The 15458-nt window shown below is 74.0% G+C and carries 14 protein-coding genes and 1 rRNA gene; 4 read left to right on the top strand and 11 right to left on the bottom strand.

All coding sequences use genetic code 11. The features are described from left to right. Positions 1-7 precede the first annotated feature (7 nt). Positions 8-1630 carry a PucR family transcriptional regulator gene (locus ACFVS6_RS38235; protein WP_389711140.1) on the top strand — a complete coding sequence of 541 codons (1623 nt, stop codon included), beginning with the start codon at positions 8-10 and terminating at the stop codon, positions 1628-1630. A gap of 34 nt (positions 1631-1664) precedes the next feature. On the opposite strand, the gene ACFVS6_RS38230 is transcribed toward ACFVS6_RS38235, so the two are convergent. The 5 genes from ACFVS6_RS38230 to ACFVS6_RS38210 form a co-directional block, all read right to left on the bottom strand. After that, complete coding sequence (locus tag ACFVS6_RS38230; protein ID WP_389711139.1) at positions 1665-2789, bottom strand: glycosyltransferase family 4 protein; 1125 nt, start codon at positions 2787-2789, stop codon at positions 1665-1667. Between the two features lie 349 nt (positions 2790-3138). Continuing rightward, entirely contained in the window at positions 3139-4857 is a 1719-nt protein-coding gene (gene recN / locus ACFVS6_RS38225; RefSeq protein ID WP_389711166.1) for a DNA repair protein RecN, read from the bottom strand. Between the two features lie 163 nt (positions 4858-5020). Continuing rightward, positions 5021-5980: an NAD kinase gene (locus ACFVS6_RS38220; protein WP_389711138.1), complete on the bottom strand. Its 960-nt coding sequence runs from the start codon at positions 5978-5980 to the stop codon at positions 5021-5023. Then, on the bottom strand, positions 5977-6792 hold the full coding sequence (locus tag ACFVS6_RS38215; protein ID WP_389711137.1) for a TlyA family RNA methyltransferase: 816 nt from the start codon (positions 6790-6792) through the stop codon (positions 5977-5979). Before ACFVS6_RS38215 ends, ACFVS6_RS38220 begins: the two co-directional genes overlap by 4 nt. 7 nt (positions 6793-6799) lie before the next feature. Next, positions 6800-7096 carry a hypothetical protein gene (locus ACFVS6_RS38210; protein ID WP_389711136.1) on the bottom strand — a complete coding sequence of 99 codons (297 nt, stop codon included), beginning with the start codon at positions 7094-7096 and terminating at the stop codon, positions 6800-6802. A 65-nt stretch (positions 7097-7161) separates the two neighbouring features. Between ACFVS6_RS38210 and ACFVS6_RS38205 the strand changes: the two genes are divergently transcribed. Then, positions 7162-7509, top strand: a complete 348-nt coding sequence (locus ACFVS6_RS38205; RefSeq protein WP_389711135.1) for an SCP2 sterol-binding domain-containing protein — start codon at positions 7162-7164, stop codon at positions 7507-7509. A 48-nt stretch (positions 7510-7557) separates the two neighbouring features. Here ACFVS6_RS38205 and ACFVS6_RS38200 read toward each other — a convergent pair whose 3' ends face one another. The 4 genes from ACFVS6_RS38200 to ACFVS6_RS38185 all read right to left on the bottom strand — a co-directional run bounded on the left by ACFVS6_RS38200 (position 7558) and on the right by ACFVS6_RS38185 (position 11770). Then, the gene (locus ACFVS6_RS38200; RefSeq protein ID WP_389711134.1) at positions 7558-8373 is read right to left on the bottom strand and encodes an ABC transporter ATP-binding protein; all 816 of its coding nucleotides are present in this window, start codon (positions 8371-8373) and stop codon (positions 7558-7560) included. Between the two features lie 107 nt (positions 8374-8480). Beyond that, a complete protein-coding gene (locus ACFVS6_RS38195; protein WP_389711133.1) occupies positions 8481-9566 on the bottom strand; it encodes a FecCD family ABC transporter permease in 1086 nt (361 codons plus the stop codon). Next, positions 9563-10615 (bottom strand): FecCD family ABC transporter permease, encoded by a 1053-nt coding sequence (locus tag ACFVS6_RS38190; RefSeq protein WP_389711132.1) that lies wholly within the window; start codon positions 10613-10615, stop codon positions 9563-9565. Before ACFVS6_RS38190 ends, ACFVS6_RS38195 begins: the two co-directional genes overlap by 4 nt. A 93-nt stretch (positions 10616-10708) precedes the next feature. Beyond that, positions 10709-11770, bottom strand: a complete 1062-nt coding sequence (locus tag ACFVS6_RS38185) for an HAD-IIA family hydrolase (RefSeq protein WP_389711131.1) — start codon at positions 11768-11770, stop codon at positions 10709-10711. Positions 11771-11868: 98 nt separating this feature from the next. Between ACFVS6_RS38185 and ACFVS6_RS38180 the strand changes: the two genes are divergently transcribed. After that, positions 11869-13140: a DUF1015 family protein gene (locus ACFVS6_RS38180; protein WP_389711130.1), complete on the top strand. Its 1272-nt coding sequence runs from the start codon at positions 11869-11871 to the stop codon at positions 13138-13140. 82 nt (positions 13141-13222) lie between these two features. On the opposite strand, the gene ACFVS6_RS38175 is transcribed toward ACFVS6_RS38180, so the two are convergent. Further along, on the bottom strand, positions 13223-14113 hold the full coding sequence (locus ACFVS6_RS38175; RefSeq protein ID WP_389711129.1) for a hypothetical protein: 891 nt from the start codon (positions 14111-14113) through the stop codon (positions 13223-13225). Positions 14114-14128: 15 nt separating this feature from the next. Here ACFVS6_RS38175 and ACFVS6_RS38170 point away from each other — a divergent pair, with 15 nt between their 5' ends. Beyond that, positions 14129-15307, top strand: a complete 1179-nt coding sequence (locus ACFVS6_RS38170) for a hypothetical protein (RefSeq protein ID WP_389711128.1) — start codon at positions 14129-14131, stop codon at positions 15305-15307. A 59-nt stretch (positions 15308-15366) separates the two neighbouring features. Here ACFVS6_RS38170 and rrf read toward each other — a convergent pair. Next, positions 15367-15458, bottom strand: a 5S ribosomal RNA gene (gene rrf, locus ACFVS6_RS38165); the annotation flags it as partial.

Raw genomic sequence — 15458 nt, 5'->3', positions numbered from 1 at the left:
CGGCGACATGGACAACCAGGGCGGGATCACGGTTCAGCGGGCGCTGGAGCTGCCGGGGCTGCGCAGCGGCCTTCCGGAGGTGGTGGCCTGCGCCGACCGGCTCGGCCGGACCGTCCGTTGGGTGCACGCGGGCGAGGTCCCCAACATCGCCTCCCTGCTCAAGGGCGGCGAGCTGCTGCTGACCACGGGGCTGGGCCTGGGCACCCGGCCCGCCGAGCAGCGTGCCTTCGTGCGCCGCCTCGCGGACCGGGGCATCGCCGCGCTGGTCGTCGAGCTGGGCCCGCGCTTCTCCCGGCTGCCCGCGACCCTCGTGGAGACGGCCCGCGCCGCGGGCCTGCCGTTGGTGCAGCTGCACCGGGAGGTGCCGTTCGTCGCGGTCACCGAGGAGGTCCACACCGAGATCGTCAACGGCCACTACGCGCTGCTCCAGCGGGCCGAGGAGGTCCACCGGCGATGTACGGAGGCCCTGCTGGGCGGTGGCGGGATCCCTCAGGTGCTGCGCGTCCTGGCCGACTTCACGGCGAACCCGGTCTTCCTGGAGACCCCCGACGGACAGTTGTTGTACGCGGCCGGCCCGGTCGCCGGGGACGCCGCGGCGGACCCGCTCCAGGTGTGGGAGGGGCTGCGCGGCCAGCGCGAGGTCGAGCCCTCGGGGAACGCGGTGGTCATCGACGTGCCCGGCGGCGGTCACGGCACGGGCTCGGTCCGGGCCCGGCTCGTACTGGCCGGGGTGTCGGCTCCGCTGCTGCCGGTGCACCGGATGGCGGCGGAGCGGACGGCCGGGGTACTGGCCGTGGTCCTCATGCAGGCCCGGCAGGAGGAGGAGCTGGCGGCGCGCGGCCGCGGCGACTTCCTGACGGACCTGGCGGAGGGCCGCATCTCGGCGGAGGACGCGCCGGCGCAGGCACGCGTGCTGGGCTTCCGGCCGGGCGCGGGACCGCTGCTGCCGATGGTGATGCGGCTGTCCACCGACCTGGGGGCCTCGGGCAACGGGGCCGTCCTGGCCCGGGCGGTCCTGGAGGAGTTGGCGTCGGTCGGGGTCCCGGTGCTGCTGGGCGTCCGTCCGGTGGAGGGGCGGGTGCCGCTGCTGGTGTCGCTGCGCGCGGAGTCGGAGCGCACCGCGGTGGCCGACCGGGTCGCGGCGGCGCTGCGGGCGGGAGTCGAGCGGGCCGGCCTGGACCGGGCCGGCGCGCCCCCGGCGGTGGTCGTCGGCGTCTCCGGCAGCTGGGCGGCCGCCTCGGCGGGGCTGCGGCACGCCGCCGAGACGGCCACCGCGGCCCACGGGTTGCCGCCGCGGCCGTGGTACGACGCCCGCCGTCTGGACATCGACCTGCTGCTGTGGCGGCTGCGCGAGCACCCCGACCTGGCGGCGTTCGTGGACCGGGCGATCGGGGCGCTGCGCGTCCACGACGCCGCTTCCCGGCCGCCGCTGCTGCCCACCCTGGAGACGTACCTGGCGCACGCGGGGCGCAAGGCGGAGACGGCCCGGGAGCTGCACCTGAACCGCCAGACCCTGTACAACCGCCTGGCGCGGATCTCCGAGTTGCTGGGCGCCGACCTGGACGACCCGGAGACGGTGCTCTCCCTCAGCCTGGCCCTGCGCGCCCGCCGACACGTGGTGGCCTCCTGAGGCGGCCGGGCCCGGCCCGCGGGCGCGGCCGGGCTCAGCGCCGGCGTTCCATCAGCTCGTCGTACACCGACAGGACCTGAGCGACCGTCTCGTCCTCGGACGGCCACGTCGCGGCCTGGGCCCGCCCCGCCTCCGCGAGGCCCGCGCGCCGCCCGGGGTCGCCCAGCAGCGCGGCCACGGCCCCCGCGAGCGCGCCCGGATCCCCGTACGGGACCAGCACGGCGGCGTTCCCGACCAGCTCGGGCACTCCGCCGACCTCGGTGGCCACCAGCGCCACCCCGGCGCGCAGGGCCTCCTGGGCCAGCAGGGAGCGCCCTTCCCAACGGCTCGGCAGCACCGCGACGTCGGCGGCGGCCAGTAGCCGGTCGGCGTCGCGGCGGCGGCCCAGCAGCCGGACGGGGAGGCCCTCCTCCTCGATGCGCCGGGACAGTTCGGCCCGCAGCGGGCCCTCCCCCGCGATGACGAGCAGCGGTACCGGGTCGAGGGCCCGCCAGGCGCGCGCCGCGTCCAGCAGGACGGAGTACCCGCGGCGGGCCACCAGGCTGCCGATCGCGATGACCAGCGGCCTTTCCACGACGCCCAGTTCCGCCCGGGTCTTGTCGGCGTCGGCCACCGGCTCGGGGCCGTCGACGGCGGTCACGGGTACGGCCACGGCCGCGAGCCGGGCGTCGCGCGCGCCGCGCAGCCGGGCGAGGTCCACCTGGTCGGAGGAGGCCCCCAGCACCACGGCCGCGGTCCGCGCCACGTGCCGCTCCAACAGTCGGCCGAGGCGTCCGAACGGGCCGGACGTCTCGGGGGTGCCCCCGTGCCAGGTGACGACCAGCGGCACCCGCCGGCCGCCGCGCAGGGCCAGCGCGGCCCGCATCCCGGCGCGGACCCCGTGCGCGTGCACGAGGTCGGCCCCGGCGCAGGCCGCCCGCAGGGCGCTCGCGGCGTCGGGCGTGAACTCCGCGCCGGCGCCGGTGAAGTCGTACTCCCCCTCCGCGGCGACGGGGGCGCAGACCGTCACGCGCACCCCGCGCGCGGCCAGACCGGTCGTCAGGGACCGTACGTGGGCGCTGCTGCCCGCGCCCGCACCGCCGAGGATCTGGACGGTACGCAGCGGTGGCCGCCCGTACGGTTGTGCGGGGGCGGGGAACGAAACCGGGGAGCTGCTCACGGGCCGAAGCTCCAGGGGGAGGAGTCAGAGACGTCGCCCAGGATGCCAGTCCGCACGCGCGTTCCGGGACCATACGGGTGCGGATCCCGTACGAGATACCGTTCGACGTCCGCCGGCCTCACCCACACGGGCTATCCCCGCGTCACCCCGAGGCCTCGCGGGCCGGGTTCCGGAGGCGTCCCCCGACCCTCCGGCGACCCGCATCGCGAGGTGACCGAGCCCCCGCTCGCGATGCGCTTGAGGCCCCGCACGCGATGTGACCGAGGGCCCGCCCGCGATCCGCCCCGGGTCCGCCCGGACGTGCCGGAGGGGCCCGGGGCGGTGTCCGTCCCGGGCCCCTCCGGTCCCGTCAGGCGTCGGCGCGCGCCGCGTCGAGGAGTTCCTCCGCGTGGGCCCGCGCGGTCTGCGAGTCCTCCTGCCCGGCCAGCATCCGGGACAGTTCGCGGATCCGGTCCTCGCCCTCCAGCACCGTCACGCCCGAGCGGGTCACGGACCCGTCGACGGTCTTCTCCACCAGCAGTTGCCGGTCGGCGAAGGCGGCCACCTGCGGAAGGTGGGTGACGACGACGACCTGCGCGGACTTGGCCAGCTTCGCGAGCCGCCGCCCGACCTCGACGGCCGCCTTGCCGCCGACGCCCGCGTCGACCTCGTCGAAGAGGTAGGTGGGCACCGGGTCGGACCCGGCGAACACGACCTCGACCGCCAGCATGACCCGCGACAGCTCACCGCCGGAGGCGCCCTTGGCGATCGGCCGCGGCTGGGCGCCCGGGTGCGGGGCCAGCAGCAGTTCGACCTCGTCCGCGCCCGAGGGCCCGTACGCCACCGGACGGCCGCCGACCTCGACGCCCTCGGCGTCCTCGGTCTGCCGGATGTCGATGGTCACGCGGGCGTGCGGCATGGCCAGGGAGGCCAGTTCCGCGGTCACGGCGGAGGCGAACCGCTCGGCCGCCTCGCCCCGAGCGTCCGTCAACGCCTGCGCCAGCAGGGACAGTTCGTCGCGCAGCGCGTCCCGCTCGGCGGTCAGCTCCGCGATGCGCTCGTCGTCCCCGTCCAGCTCCAGCAGGCGGGCGGAGCCCTGCTGGGCCCATTGGAGTACGGAGTCGATGGAGTCGCCGTACTTGCGGGTCAGCTGGGTCAGCGCCGCCCGGCGCTCCTCCACCGCGGCGAGCCGCAGCGGATCGGCGTCGAGGTCGTCGGCGTACCCGGCGAGTTCGCCGGCCACGTCGGTCAGCAGGATGCCGAGTTCCCCGATCCGCTCGGCGAGCGCGCCGAGGACCGGGTCGTGGGAGCGTACGGATTCCAGGGCCCGGTGCGCGCCGGCGACGAGCGTGTTCGCGTCGATGCCCTCCGGGTCCTCGGGGTTGCCCGCGAGGGCGGCGTGGGCGACCTGCGCGGCCGACGCGAGGGACTCGGCGTGACCGAGCCGCTCGGCCTCCGCCGCGAGCTCGGCGTCCTCGCCGGGCAGCGGTTCCACGGCGGCGACCTCGTCGAGCCCGAAGCGCAGCAGGTCCGCCTCCTGGGCCCGTTCCCGGGCCCGGGTGGTGAGGGTGTCCAACTCCACGGCGACGGCGCGCAGCCTGCGGTAGGCGCCGGCGTACTTCTCCAGGGGGACGGCGACCGCGTCCCCGGCGTACCGGTCGAGTGCCTGGCGCTGCCGGGCGGGCCTCAGGAGGCCCTGCTGGTCGGTCTGGCCGTGGACGGCGATCAGTTCGTCGGCGAGCTCGCCGAGCAGGCCGACGGGCACGGAGCGGCCGCCGACGTGGGCGCGCGAGCGCCCCTCGGCGGACACCGTCCGGCTGATCAGCAGGACGCCGTCGTCGAGCTCCGCCCCGGCCTCCTCGGCGCGCAGGGCGGCGGGCGAGTCCGGGCGCAGGACGATGCGTCCCTCGACCACCGCGGCCTTGGCCCCGATCCGCACCAGCGCCGGATCGGCGCGGCCGCCGAGCAGCAGGCCGAGGCTGGTGACGACCATCGTCTTGCCCGCGCCGGTCTCGCCGGTCACCGCGGTGAATCCGGGCGACAGCTCGACCACCGCGTCGTCGATGACCCCGAGCGACCGTATCCGCATCTCCTCAAGCACGGGACGACGATACCGAGGTTTCACCGGTGCCATGGGACAGCACCCGCCAGGGGCCTTTCGAACGCGTGTACCAATACAGACTTATGGGACGGGCCGACACGGTCCCGTCGGCCCGCCACCGTCCAACGCTCCGGCCGGCTCCGGGCCGCCCTCAGTGGGGCGCCCCGCGCCATCCCGAGACCGGCAGCGCGAACTTCGCGACGAGCCGGTCCGTGAAGGACGCGTGGTGCAGCCGGGCGAGCCGCACCGGCACCGTGCCCCGCCGGACCTCCACCCGGGCCCCGGCGGGCAGCTCCAGCATCCGCCGCCCGTCGCACCACAGCACGCCGTGCGGGGTGCCCGTCTGCACCTCGACCGCCAGCACCGAGTCCGGCGAGGTCACCAGCGGCTTCGCGAACAGCGCGTGCGCGCTGATCGGCACCATCAGCAGTGCCTCGACCTCCGGCCAGACCACCGGTCCGCCCGCCGAGAAGGCGTACGCCGTCGAGCCGGTCGGCGTCGCACAGACGATCCCGTCACAGCCGAAGCCGGTCACCGGGCGCCCGTCGATCTCCAGGACCACCTCCAGCATCCGCTCCGGGGACACCTTCTGGACGGCGGCCTCGTTCAGCGCCCAGTCCCGGTGGACCACGTCGCCGTTCGTCCGTACGAGGACGTCGAGGGTCATCCGCTCCTCGACCTCGTACTCCCGGGTGACGACCCGGTCGACGACCCGGTCCAGGTCGTCGCGCTCGGCCTCGGCGAGGAACCCCACCCGGCCCAGGTTGACGCCGAGCATCGGAACGCCCGAACCGCGCGCGAACTCCGCGCCGCGCAGCAGGGTCCCGTCGCCGCCCAGCACGATCAGCAGCTCACACCCCTCCAGCACCGTGGGCGTGCACTCCGCCACGAGTTCCACCTCGGGGGGCAGCGGCAGGTCGGCCGCCTCGTGCTCCAGGACGCGGACCCCGAGTCCCGACTTGAGCAGGCCCTGCACGACCAGTTCCGCACTGCGGATGGCCGCGGGCCGCCCGGTGTGCGCGACCAGGAAGACGGTGCGCGCTCCTGCCGGATCCGGTTCCCCCGGACCCGTTGAAACTTCCGAACCTGCCGACGCCGACGAATCTGTCACTGAGGCCCCTCCGCCACTGCACGGTCCACATCCCCCGGGTCGAGTGCCGGTGCCCCCGCCCGCAGCCACAAAAAGTACTCGACGTTCCCGGACGGCCCGGGCAGCGGGCTCGCCGTCACCCCGACCACGCCCAGCCCCAGCTTCCAGGCCTGCGCCGCGACGTCGCGCACCGCTTCCGCGCGCAGCTCGGTGCTGCGCACCACGCCGCCGCTGCCGAGGCGGTCCTTGCCCACCTCGAACTGCGGCTTCACCATCAGCACCAGGTCCGCGCCGGGTGCCGTGCACCGTACGAGCGCGGGCAGCACCAGCCCGATCGAGATGAAGGACAGGTCTCCGACGACCAGGTCCACCGGGATCCCGTCGATCAGCTCGACGGTCAGTTCGCGGACGTTGGTGCGGTCCTTCACGGTGACCCGGTCGTCGCTCTGCAGGGACCAGGCGAGCTGCCCGTAGCCGACGTCGACGGCGACGACGTGGTCGACGCCCGCGCGCAGCAGCACGTCGGTGAAGCCGCCGGTGGAGGCACCCGCGTCGAGCGCCCGCCGGCCCTCGACCAGCAGCCCCTGCGGCCCGAAGGCCTCAAGGGCGCCGGCCAGCTTGTGGCCGCCCCGGGAGACGTAGTCGGGGTCGCTGTCGTCCTTCAGCACGACGAGGGCCGCGCTGGTCTCGACCTGGGTGGCCGGCTTGGTCGCGGTGGTACCGCCCACCGTCACCCGGCCGGCGGCGATCAGCTGGGCCGCGTGCTCCCGCGAGCGGGCCATGCTGCGGCGTACCAGTTCGGCGTCCAGGCGGCGGCGTGCCACTCCTGCCACGATCGGTTCAGCTCCTGTTTTCGTAAGGTCCGGGGACGGTCGGTGCGTCCAGCGCGGTCAGCGCCTCGCGCAGTCCCCTGTGCACATCCTCGTACACCTCGACGTGTCCGTCCGCCGCCAGCCGGTCCGCGTCCGCCAGCCGCTCCAGGTGGGCGTCGACGGCGGCGTGGCCGGTCGGGGTGCGCACGACGCCCAGCGGGGCGGGCGCGGACGGCTGCGCGGACTCCGTCGCGAGGTCCTCGCCGGACGCCGTGCCGGGCTCCTCGGGACGGTCCCCGGCGCTCTCCGGTCGTTCGTCGGTCATGGTTCGACGCTACCGCGAAGCGGGTCGACGGCCGCGCACGGCTCTGCGGTACGGTCGTGATCACCATGGCTACGATCGAGGAGTGCCGCGAAGCACTCGACCGACTTTCCGACAACCTGGCGCGGGCCGAGGGCGACGTGCGCGGCGCGGCCGCCCTGGACCGCTCCCTGAGCTGCCACATCACCGACCTCGACCAAACCTTCACGGGCCGGCTCGATGACGGCCGGATCAGGGTGGACGCGGTCGCACCCGGCCCGCCGCGCACGAAGGCCGAGATCAGGCTCGCGATGACCGGGGACGACCTGCTCGCGCTGGTCGCGGGCGAGCTGAAGTTCCCCAAGGCATGGGCCTCGGGCCGGGTCCGGCTGGAGGCGGGCTTCCGCGACCTGCTGCGCCTGAAGTCCCTCCTGTAGGACGGGACCGGCGGGCCCGTCCGCGCGGTGGCCGAGAGCTCCTCGGAGCTATCGGAGCGCTCCGACGGTCGCCCGCGCACGGGCCGAACGGCCCGCCGGCACCACCAGGGGGGTGCCCGTCTGCGGGTCCTCGATGATCTGGCAGCGGACCCCGAAGACCTCCTCGACCAAGTCGGCGGTGACGACCTCGGCCGGCGGGCCCTCGGCGACGACGACGCCCCCGCGCAGCGCGATCAGGTGGGTCGCGTAGCGGGCCGCGTGGTTGAGGTCGTGGAGCACCGCGACCAGGGTCCGGCCCTGTTCCTCGTGGAGTTCCGCGCACAGGTCGAGGACGTCGAGCTGGTGCTGGATGTCCAGGTAGGTCGTCGGCTCGTCGAGGAGCAGCAACGGGGTCTGCTGGGCGAGCGCCATCGCGATCCACACCCGCTGGCGCTGACCGCCCGACAGTTCGTCCACGGCCCGGTCGGCGAGCTCGGCGACCCCGGTGGCGGCCATCGACTCGTTCACGATCCGCTCGTCCTGCGGCGACCACTGGCGGAGCAGGCCCTGGTGCGGGTACCGGCCGCGCGAGACGAGGTCGGCGACGGTGATGCCGTCGGGGGCGATCGAGGACTGCGGGAGCAGGCCCAGCGTCCTGGCGACCTTCTTCGCGGGCATCGACGCGATGGCCTGCCCGTCCAACAGCACCCGCCCCGCGGACGGCTTCAGCATCCGCGACAGGGCCCGCAGCAGCGTCGACTTCCCGCAGGCGTTGGGGCCCACGATCACCGTGAAGGAGTTGTCGGGGATCTCCACCGACAGGTTCTCCGCGATGACCCGCTGGTCGTACCCGAGCGTGACGTTCTCCGCGGTCAGCCGCTGCACCTGCGTACTCCTCGTGTTGCCGGACCCGTCGTCGTTGCCGGGCCCGTTGCCTGATTCCTTGCCGGACCCGGTCCCCGGACCGGGTCCGGACCCGTCCGCCCGCGCCCTCATATGCGGCCCGCCTTGCGCTCGACGACGAGCAGCCAGAGCAGGTAGAGACCGCCGACGAGCCCGGTCACCACGCCCACCGGCAGCTGGTCCGCGCCGAACGCCCGCTGGGAGGCCAGGTCGGACGCCAGCAGCAGTACGGCGCCCATCAGCGCGCCGGTCAGCAGGTTGGAGCCGGTCGAGCGGCTCAACCGGCGCGCCAGCTGGGGCGCGGCCAGCGCCACGAAGCTGATCGGCCCGGCGGCCGCGGCCGCGGCTGTGGTCAGCACGATCGCCGCCGGCATCAGCACCATGCGGGTCCGCTCCACCCGCACGCCCAGCGCGTACGCGGCGTCGTCGCCCATCTCGATCGTGCGCAGCGCCCGGCTCTGCCCGAGGACCAGCGGGAACAGCACGGCGCAGGTGGCCAGCAGCGGCCACACCTGTGCCCAGTCCCGGCCGGCCAGCGAGCCCGTCAGCCAGACCATCGCCCGAGTGGCCTCGACGACCTGGGCCTTGGTCATCAGGTACTGGATCACCGCGACGAGGACGGCCGATGACCCGATGCCGACGAGCACCAGCCGGTACCCCTGGATCCCCTGCTTGTACGCGAGCAGGTAGACGGCGACGCCCGCGAGCAGACCGCCCGCCAGTGCGCCCAGCGCCACCTCGGTGGCCCCGCCCTTGAAGACGACGATGACGACGAGCGCGCCCACGGACGCACCGTGCCCGAAGCCCAACAGGTCGGGCGAGCCCAGCGGGTTGCGGGAGACGGACTGGAAGACCGCGCCGGACATCCCGAGGGCCGCGCCGCACAGGACGGCGACGAGGACCCGGGGCAGCCGCAGGTCGTTGACGATGAAGGCGTGGGCGGGACTGCCGTTGCCCAGCAGGGTCCGTACGACGTCCGCGGGCGCGATCTCGAAGTCGCCGGTGCCGATGAGCACGACGGCGAGCACCACCGTGGCGACGGCCAGCACCACTCCCGTGACCAGCGCGCGGGGCTCCACGCGCAGCGAGGTCCGCCCGGGCCCGCGCAGCGCGCGCAGCCGGGCCTTCGGAGCGGCACCGACGGCGGCGGTGGTCCTGGTGGCGTTCGCGGTCACAGCTGGGCCATCCTCTTGCGCCGAACCAGGTGGATGAAGACCGGGCCGCCGATCAGGGCGGTGACGATGCCGACCTGCAGTTCGGCCGGCCGGGTGACGACCCGTCCGACGACGTCCGCTCCCAGCAGCAGGACCGGCGCCAGCACCGCCGAGTACACCAGGACCCAGTGCATGTCCGGCCCGGTCACGGCCCGCACCAGGTGCGGGATCATCAGCCCGACGAACACGATCGGCCCGCACGCGGCGGTCGCCGCCCCGCACAGCAGGGTGATGGCCACCATGGCGGCGATCCGGGTCCGCGTCAGGTGGGCGCCGAGTGCCCGCGCGGTGTCGTCGCCCATGGCCATCGCGTTGAGCGGGCGCCCCAGCAGCAGCGCGAGGGCCGCGCCCACCAGCAGGAACGGCGCCACCTGCCGGACGGTGTCCATGGTCGCGGAGGACAGCGAACCGACCGTCCAGAAGCGCAGCTTGTCCAGCGCCTTGGAATCCATCAGCTGGACGGCGTTGATGTAGCCGACGAGCGCCGCGCTGGCCGCCGTACCGGCGAGCGCGAGGCGCACCGGCGTCGCGCTGCGGCTGCCGCCGAGCACGTAGACGACGACCGAGACGACCCCCGCTCCCAGGAACGCCCACCACACGAACTCGGTCAGCGAGGCGGCGCCGAAGAAGCTGATCGCCGACACGACGGCCGCCGCGGCGCCCGCGTTGACGCCGAGGATGCCGGGCTCGGCAAGCGGGTTGCGGGTCAGGGCCTGCATCACCGCGCCGGACAGGCCGAGACCCAGCCCGACGAGCACCCCGAGGACGGTGCGCGGGACCCGAAGGTCCCGCACCACCACGTCGTCCGGGGTTCCGGCGTACGAGAACAGGCCGTGCCAGACGTCGTCGAGGGACATCGGCTTGGCCCCGACGGCGATGCTCGCCACCATGACCAGGGCCAGTACGGCGACCGCGACGAGCAGACCCGCGGCGCGCGCCGCGTGGCGCGGGCGGGCGGCGGGCACCGGCGCGGTGCTCCGTTCGGATTCGGGGGGACTGTCGACCAACACGAAGGTTAGGCTAACCTAGCTAGCCGACAAAACGTTCATCCGAACGGCCGGGGTCAGCGCCTCGGAGCGAGCTCCTCCGGATGGCCGCCCGGCTCACAGCCCCAGCTTCGCCAACGCCTTCGCCACGTCGTGCGCGTAGGAACCGTCCCCGGCCGCCGACCAGGCGACGGCGCACAGCGCCCGCAGCCCGTCGATCGGATCCGCGTCCGCCTCCGGCTTCCCCTCGGCGTCCGAGACCCGCGAGACGTCCAGGTGGGTGCCCATGTCCACGGCGCTCCAGCCGCCGCACCGCCGGCCGCCGTCCCGCTCCGTCGGCTCCGGCTGCCCGGTCAACAGCCCCCGCAGGTCCCGGTCCACATAGGTCGGACGGTGCTTCGGCTCGGCCCGCAGCAGCTGCGCCGCGTCCGTCACCCCGGTCAGCACCAGCAACGAGTCGACGTCCCCGTTGTGGGCGCCCTCGATGTCGGTGTCCAGCCGGTCCCCGACCACCAACGGCCGCTTCGCCCCGGTCCGCAGCACCGTCTCCCGGTGCATCGGGGGCAGCGGCTTCCCCGCCACCTGCGGCTCCGCGCCCGTGGCGATCCGTACGACCTCCACGGCCGCGCCGTTGCCCGGCGCGATCCCGCGCGCGCCCGGAATCGTCAGGTCCGTGTTAGACGCGTACCAGGGCACCCCCCGGTTGATCGCGTACGACGCCTCCGCGAACCGGCCCCACGCCAGGTCCGGTCCGCCGTACCCCTGGACGACCGCCGCGAGCCCCTCCTCCTCGGCCGAGTCCACCGGCACCAGCCCGCGCTCGCGCAACGCGACCCGCAGCCCCTCGCCACCGATCACCAGCACCTTCGCACCGGGCTCCACCTGGTCGGCGATCAGCCGGGCCACCGCCTGCGCCGAGGTGATCACCTCGGCCGCGTCCGTCGGGATGCCGAGCTCTCCGAGGTGCTCCGCGACGGCCTCCGGCGTCCGCAGCGCGTTGTTCGTGACGTACGCGAGGTGCATCCCCTCATCCCGGGCCACCGCGAGGGAGTCCACCGCGTGCGCGATGGCCCGCCCACCCGCGTACACCACCCCGTCGAGGTCCAGCAGGGCCGTGTCGTACGCCTGGTGCAGACTCCGCTCACTGCCCGCGGGACTGGTCCTGCTCTGCCGGGTCATCCGGTCCGCTCCTCACATGATCGAACTTGTCCGATATTGCGCTACCCCATTACTCCCCCGATCATCCCGCATCGCGAGACGCGTCTTACCATGCACCAATGACCACACCTGGCAACGCGGAGCACGGGCTGCGCCTGATCCCCTTCCACGGACTGCGTTACGTCCCGGAACGCGTCGGCAGCCTGTCCGCCGTCACCTCGCCGCCGTACGACGTGGTCGTACGACCCGACGGAGTCGACTACCTCGAATCCGCCGACCCGCACAACATCGTCCGGCTGATCCTCCCGCAGGCCGAGACCCCGGCCGCCCGCAACGAGCAGGCCGCCCGCACCCTCAACGACTGGCTGGCCGAAGGCGTCCTCAGCGCCGATCCCGACGCCGCGCTCTACGTCTACGAGCAGCGCAAGGGCTCCCTCCTGCAACGCGGCGTCGTCGGCGCCCTGGCCCTGTCGACGGCGGACGCCGGCATCGTCCTGCCGCATGAGGACGTCATGCCGGACGTCGTCACCGACCGCGCCGGCCTGATGCGCGCGACCTCGGCGAACCTCGAACCGCTGCTGCTCACCTACCGCGGCGACGGACCGGGTACCGGAGCTGCGGCCGTCGTGGAGGCCGCCGCCACCCGCACCCCCCTCCTGTCGACCGTCACCGAGGACGGGTTCCTGCACCGCCTGTGGGCGATCACCGATCCGGCCGAACTGGCCGCCGTCGCCGCCGACCTCGGCCACCGCCAGGCCCTCATCGCCGACGGCCACCACCGCTGGGCGACGTACCTGCGCCTCCAGGAGGAGCACGGCTCCCCCACCCCGTGGGACTTCGGCCTGGTCCTCCTCGTCGACACGGCCCGCTACCCGCTCCAGGTCCGCGCCATCCACCGGATGCTGCGCCGCCTCCCCCTCGCCGACGCGCTGGCCGCCCTCGAAGGCAACTTCCGCGTCCGCACCGTGGACGGGCCGCTGCCGCTCGCCCTGGAAGTCCTCGCGGACGCCTCGGAACGCGGCAACGCCTTCCTCCTGACCGGCGACGGCACCTTCCACCTGGTCACCGACCCCGACCCGGAGCTGATCGCCCGCACGGTGCGCCGCGACCGCCCCGAGGCCTGGCGTCGCCTCGACGCGACCGTGCTGCACGCCTCCCTGCTCGACGCCCTGTGGCAGGTGCCGGACGCCCCGGAGCACATCACGTACATCCACGACGCCCCCGCGACCGTCGCCATGGCCGAACGCCACGGCGGCACCGCCGTCCTGCTGCACCCGGTACGCGAGGACGTGGTGCGGGAGCTCGCCCGCCAGGGCGTCACCATGCCCCGCAAGTCCACGTCCTTCGGCCCGAAGCCGGCGACGGGCCTGGTGCTGCGCAGCCTCGACTGACCGGCCCCGCCGATCGGCCCCGAACGCGCGAAAGGGCGGTACCCCCGGTGGGGTACCGCCCTTTCGTACTCAGTCAGACCGCTCAGACGTTGTCGCGCTCGTCCCGGTCGTCGCGCTCGTCCCGGTCGTCGCGCTCGTCGTCCTCGATGACCACGATCTCGTCGGTGACGTCGACGTCGGAGTCCTCGACGGGCTCGTACTCGTCGTCGTCCTCGTCGTAGTACTCGGCCTGGTCGCCCGCGCGCTCGGCGGCGGCGACTTCGGCCTCGTCCTGGTCCTCGTCCTCGTCGTCCTCGTCATCGAAGTCGGCGTCCGAGTCCTCGTGCGCCTCGTCCGCGAGGGTGGCGGCGTCCACGAACTCGACGCCGTCGATCTCGGCGAGCCGGTCGGAGGCGTCGGTGGCCCCGTCCTTGTCCGCTTCGAGGGTCTTGCCGAACCACTCGCGCGCCTCGTCCTCACGACCGGCCGCCAGCAGGGCGTCGGCGTAGGCGTACCGCAGGCGCGCGGTCCACGGCTGCACGGAGCTGGAGGCCAGTTCCGGGCTCTGCAGGGTGACGATGGCTGCGTCGAGCTCGCCCATGTCCCGGCGGGCACCGGCCGCGACCAGACGCATTTCGACCTGGCCGGCCTTGTCCAGCTTCTGCACCTCGGGCTCGCCGGCCATGGCCAGCGCCCGCTCCGGACGGCCGAGGCCGCGCTCGCAGTCGGCCATGACGGGCCACAGCTCGACGGAACCGGTCATCCGCTTCGCGGCACGGAACTCGGCGAGCGCCTCGCTGTACTTCTGCGTGGCGTACGCGGCGAAACCGGCGGCCTCGCGGACGGCGGCGACGCGGGAGGCCAGGCGCAGGGCGATGCGAGCGTACGCGTACGACTGCTCGGGGTCCTCGTCGATCAGCCGGGCCACCATGACCAGGTTGCGCGAGACTTCCTCGGCGAGGCCCTTGGGCAGGCTCAGGAGCTCCTGACGCACATCGGCGTCGATCTCGTGGCCGGTGATGTCCTCGTCGATCGGGAGCCGCTTGACCGGGTCCCGGTCGCGGTCGGCCCGGAAGTCGCGGTCGCCGCCACGGTCGTCGCGACCGCGGAAGCCACCACGGTCACCACCGCGGTCATCGCGGCCACCACGGAACCCACCACGGTCCCCGCCACGGTCGTCGCGACGCGGGTACGACGGACGGTCGCCACCACGGTCGTCACGACCGCCACGGAAACCACCACGGTCGTCATCACGGCGCGGGTACGACGGACGGTCCCCGCCACGGTCGTCACGACGCGGGAAGGACGGACGGTCGCCACCACGGTCGTCACGACCGCCACGGAAACCACCACGGTCGTCATCACGACGCGGGTACGACGGACGGTCCCCGCCACGGTCGTCACGACGCGGGAAGGACGGACGGTCGCCACCACGGTCGTCATCACGACGCGGGTACGACGGACGATCGCCGCCACGGTCATCGCGACGCGGGAAGGACGGACGGTCGCCACCACGGTCGTCACGACGGAAACCGCCGCCACCACCAGAGGGACGCCCACCACGGTCATCGTCACGACGCGGGTACGACGGACGGTCCCCACCACGGTCGTCACGACGGAAACCGCCGCCACCACCAGAGGGACGCCCACCACGGTCGTCATCACGGCGCGGGTACGAGGGACGGTCCCCACCGCGGTCGTCACGACCGCCGCGGAAACCACCGCGGTCGTCATCGCGACGCGGGAAGGAGGGACGGTCGCCACCGCGGTCGTCGCGACGGAAACCGCCGCCACCACCGGAAGGACGGTCACTGCCGCCACGGTAGCCACCGCCGGAGGGACGGTCACCGCCGCGGAAGCCGCCACCGGACGGGCGGTCGCCACCGCCACGGTAGCCACCGCCGGACGGGCGGTCGCCGCCGGCGGGACGTCCACCGCGGTCGTCACGGCGGAAACCGCCGCCACCACCGGTCGGACGGTCACCGCGGTCGTCGCGGCGGAAGCCACCACGGTCGCCGCCACGGTCATCACGACGGAAGCCGCCCCTGTCACCGCCGTCGTTGCGCCGAGGCTCGCGCTCCGGACGATCGTCGGGAGAGTTGGACATGGGTGTGACTCCTGTCTTCGGGGTACCGCTAGTCATTCTTGCGCAACCAACCCATGGCCGCGCTTCGGCGTAAAGAGGTGAAAAACAAAAAGACCCCTGGTCCAGCGTTGAACGCTGGACCAGGGGTCCTTTGAAAAATTGTTCGGCGGCGTCCTACTCTCCCACAGGGTCCCCCCTGCAGTACCATCGGCGCTGAAAGGCTTAGCTTCCGGGTTCGGAATGTAACCGGGCG

Origin of the sequence: Streptomyces sp. NPDC057939, from assembly GCF_042887545.1 — a bacterium.
Taxonomy (GTDB): Bacteria; Actinomycetota; Actinomycetes; order Streptomycetales; family Streptomycetaceae; genus Streptomyces.
This window is presented reverse-complemented; position numbering and strand designations above follow the sequence as displayed.

Bases quoted from the DNA above. Each gene is read 5' to 3' on its own strand.
- ACFVS6_RS38210 (WP_389711136.1), bottom strand. From the start codon at position 7,096: ATGACCGACGAACGACCGGAGAGCGCCGGGGACCGTCCCGAGGAGCCC.
- ACFVS6_RS38180 (WP_389711130.1), top strand. From the start codon at position 11,869: ATGACCACACCTGGCAACGCGGAGCACGGGCTGCGCCTGATCCCCTTC.
- ACFVS6_RS38235 (WP_389711140.1), top strand. From the start codon at position 8: ATGGACAACCAGGGCGGGATCACGGTTCAGCGGGCGCTGGAGCTGCCG.
- ACFVS6_RS38205 (WP_389711135.1), top strand. From the start codon at position 7,162: ATGGCTACGATCGAGGAGTGCCGCGAAGCACTCGACCGACTTTCCGAC.
- recN (WP_389711166.1), bottom strand. From the start codon at position 4,857: ATGCGGATACGGTCGCTCGGGGTCATCGACGACGCGGTGGTCGAGCTG.
- ACFVS6_RS38185 (WP_389711131.1), bottom strand. From the start codon at position 11,770: ATGACCCGGCAGAGCAGGACCAGTCCCGCGGGCAGTGAGCGGAGTCTG.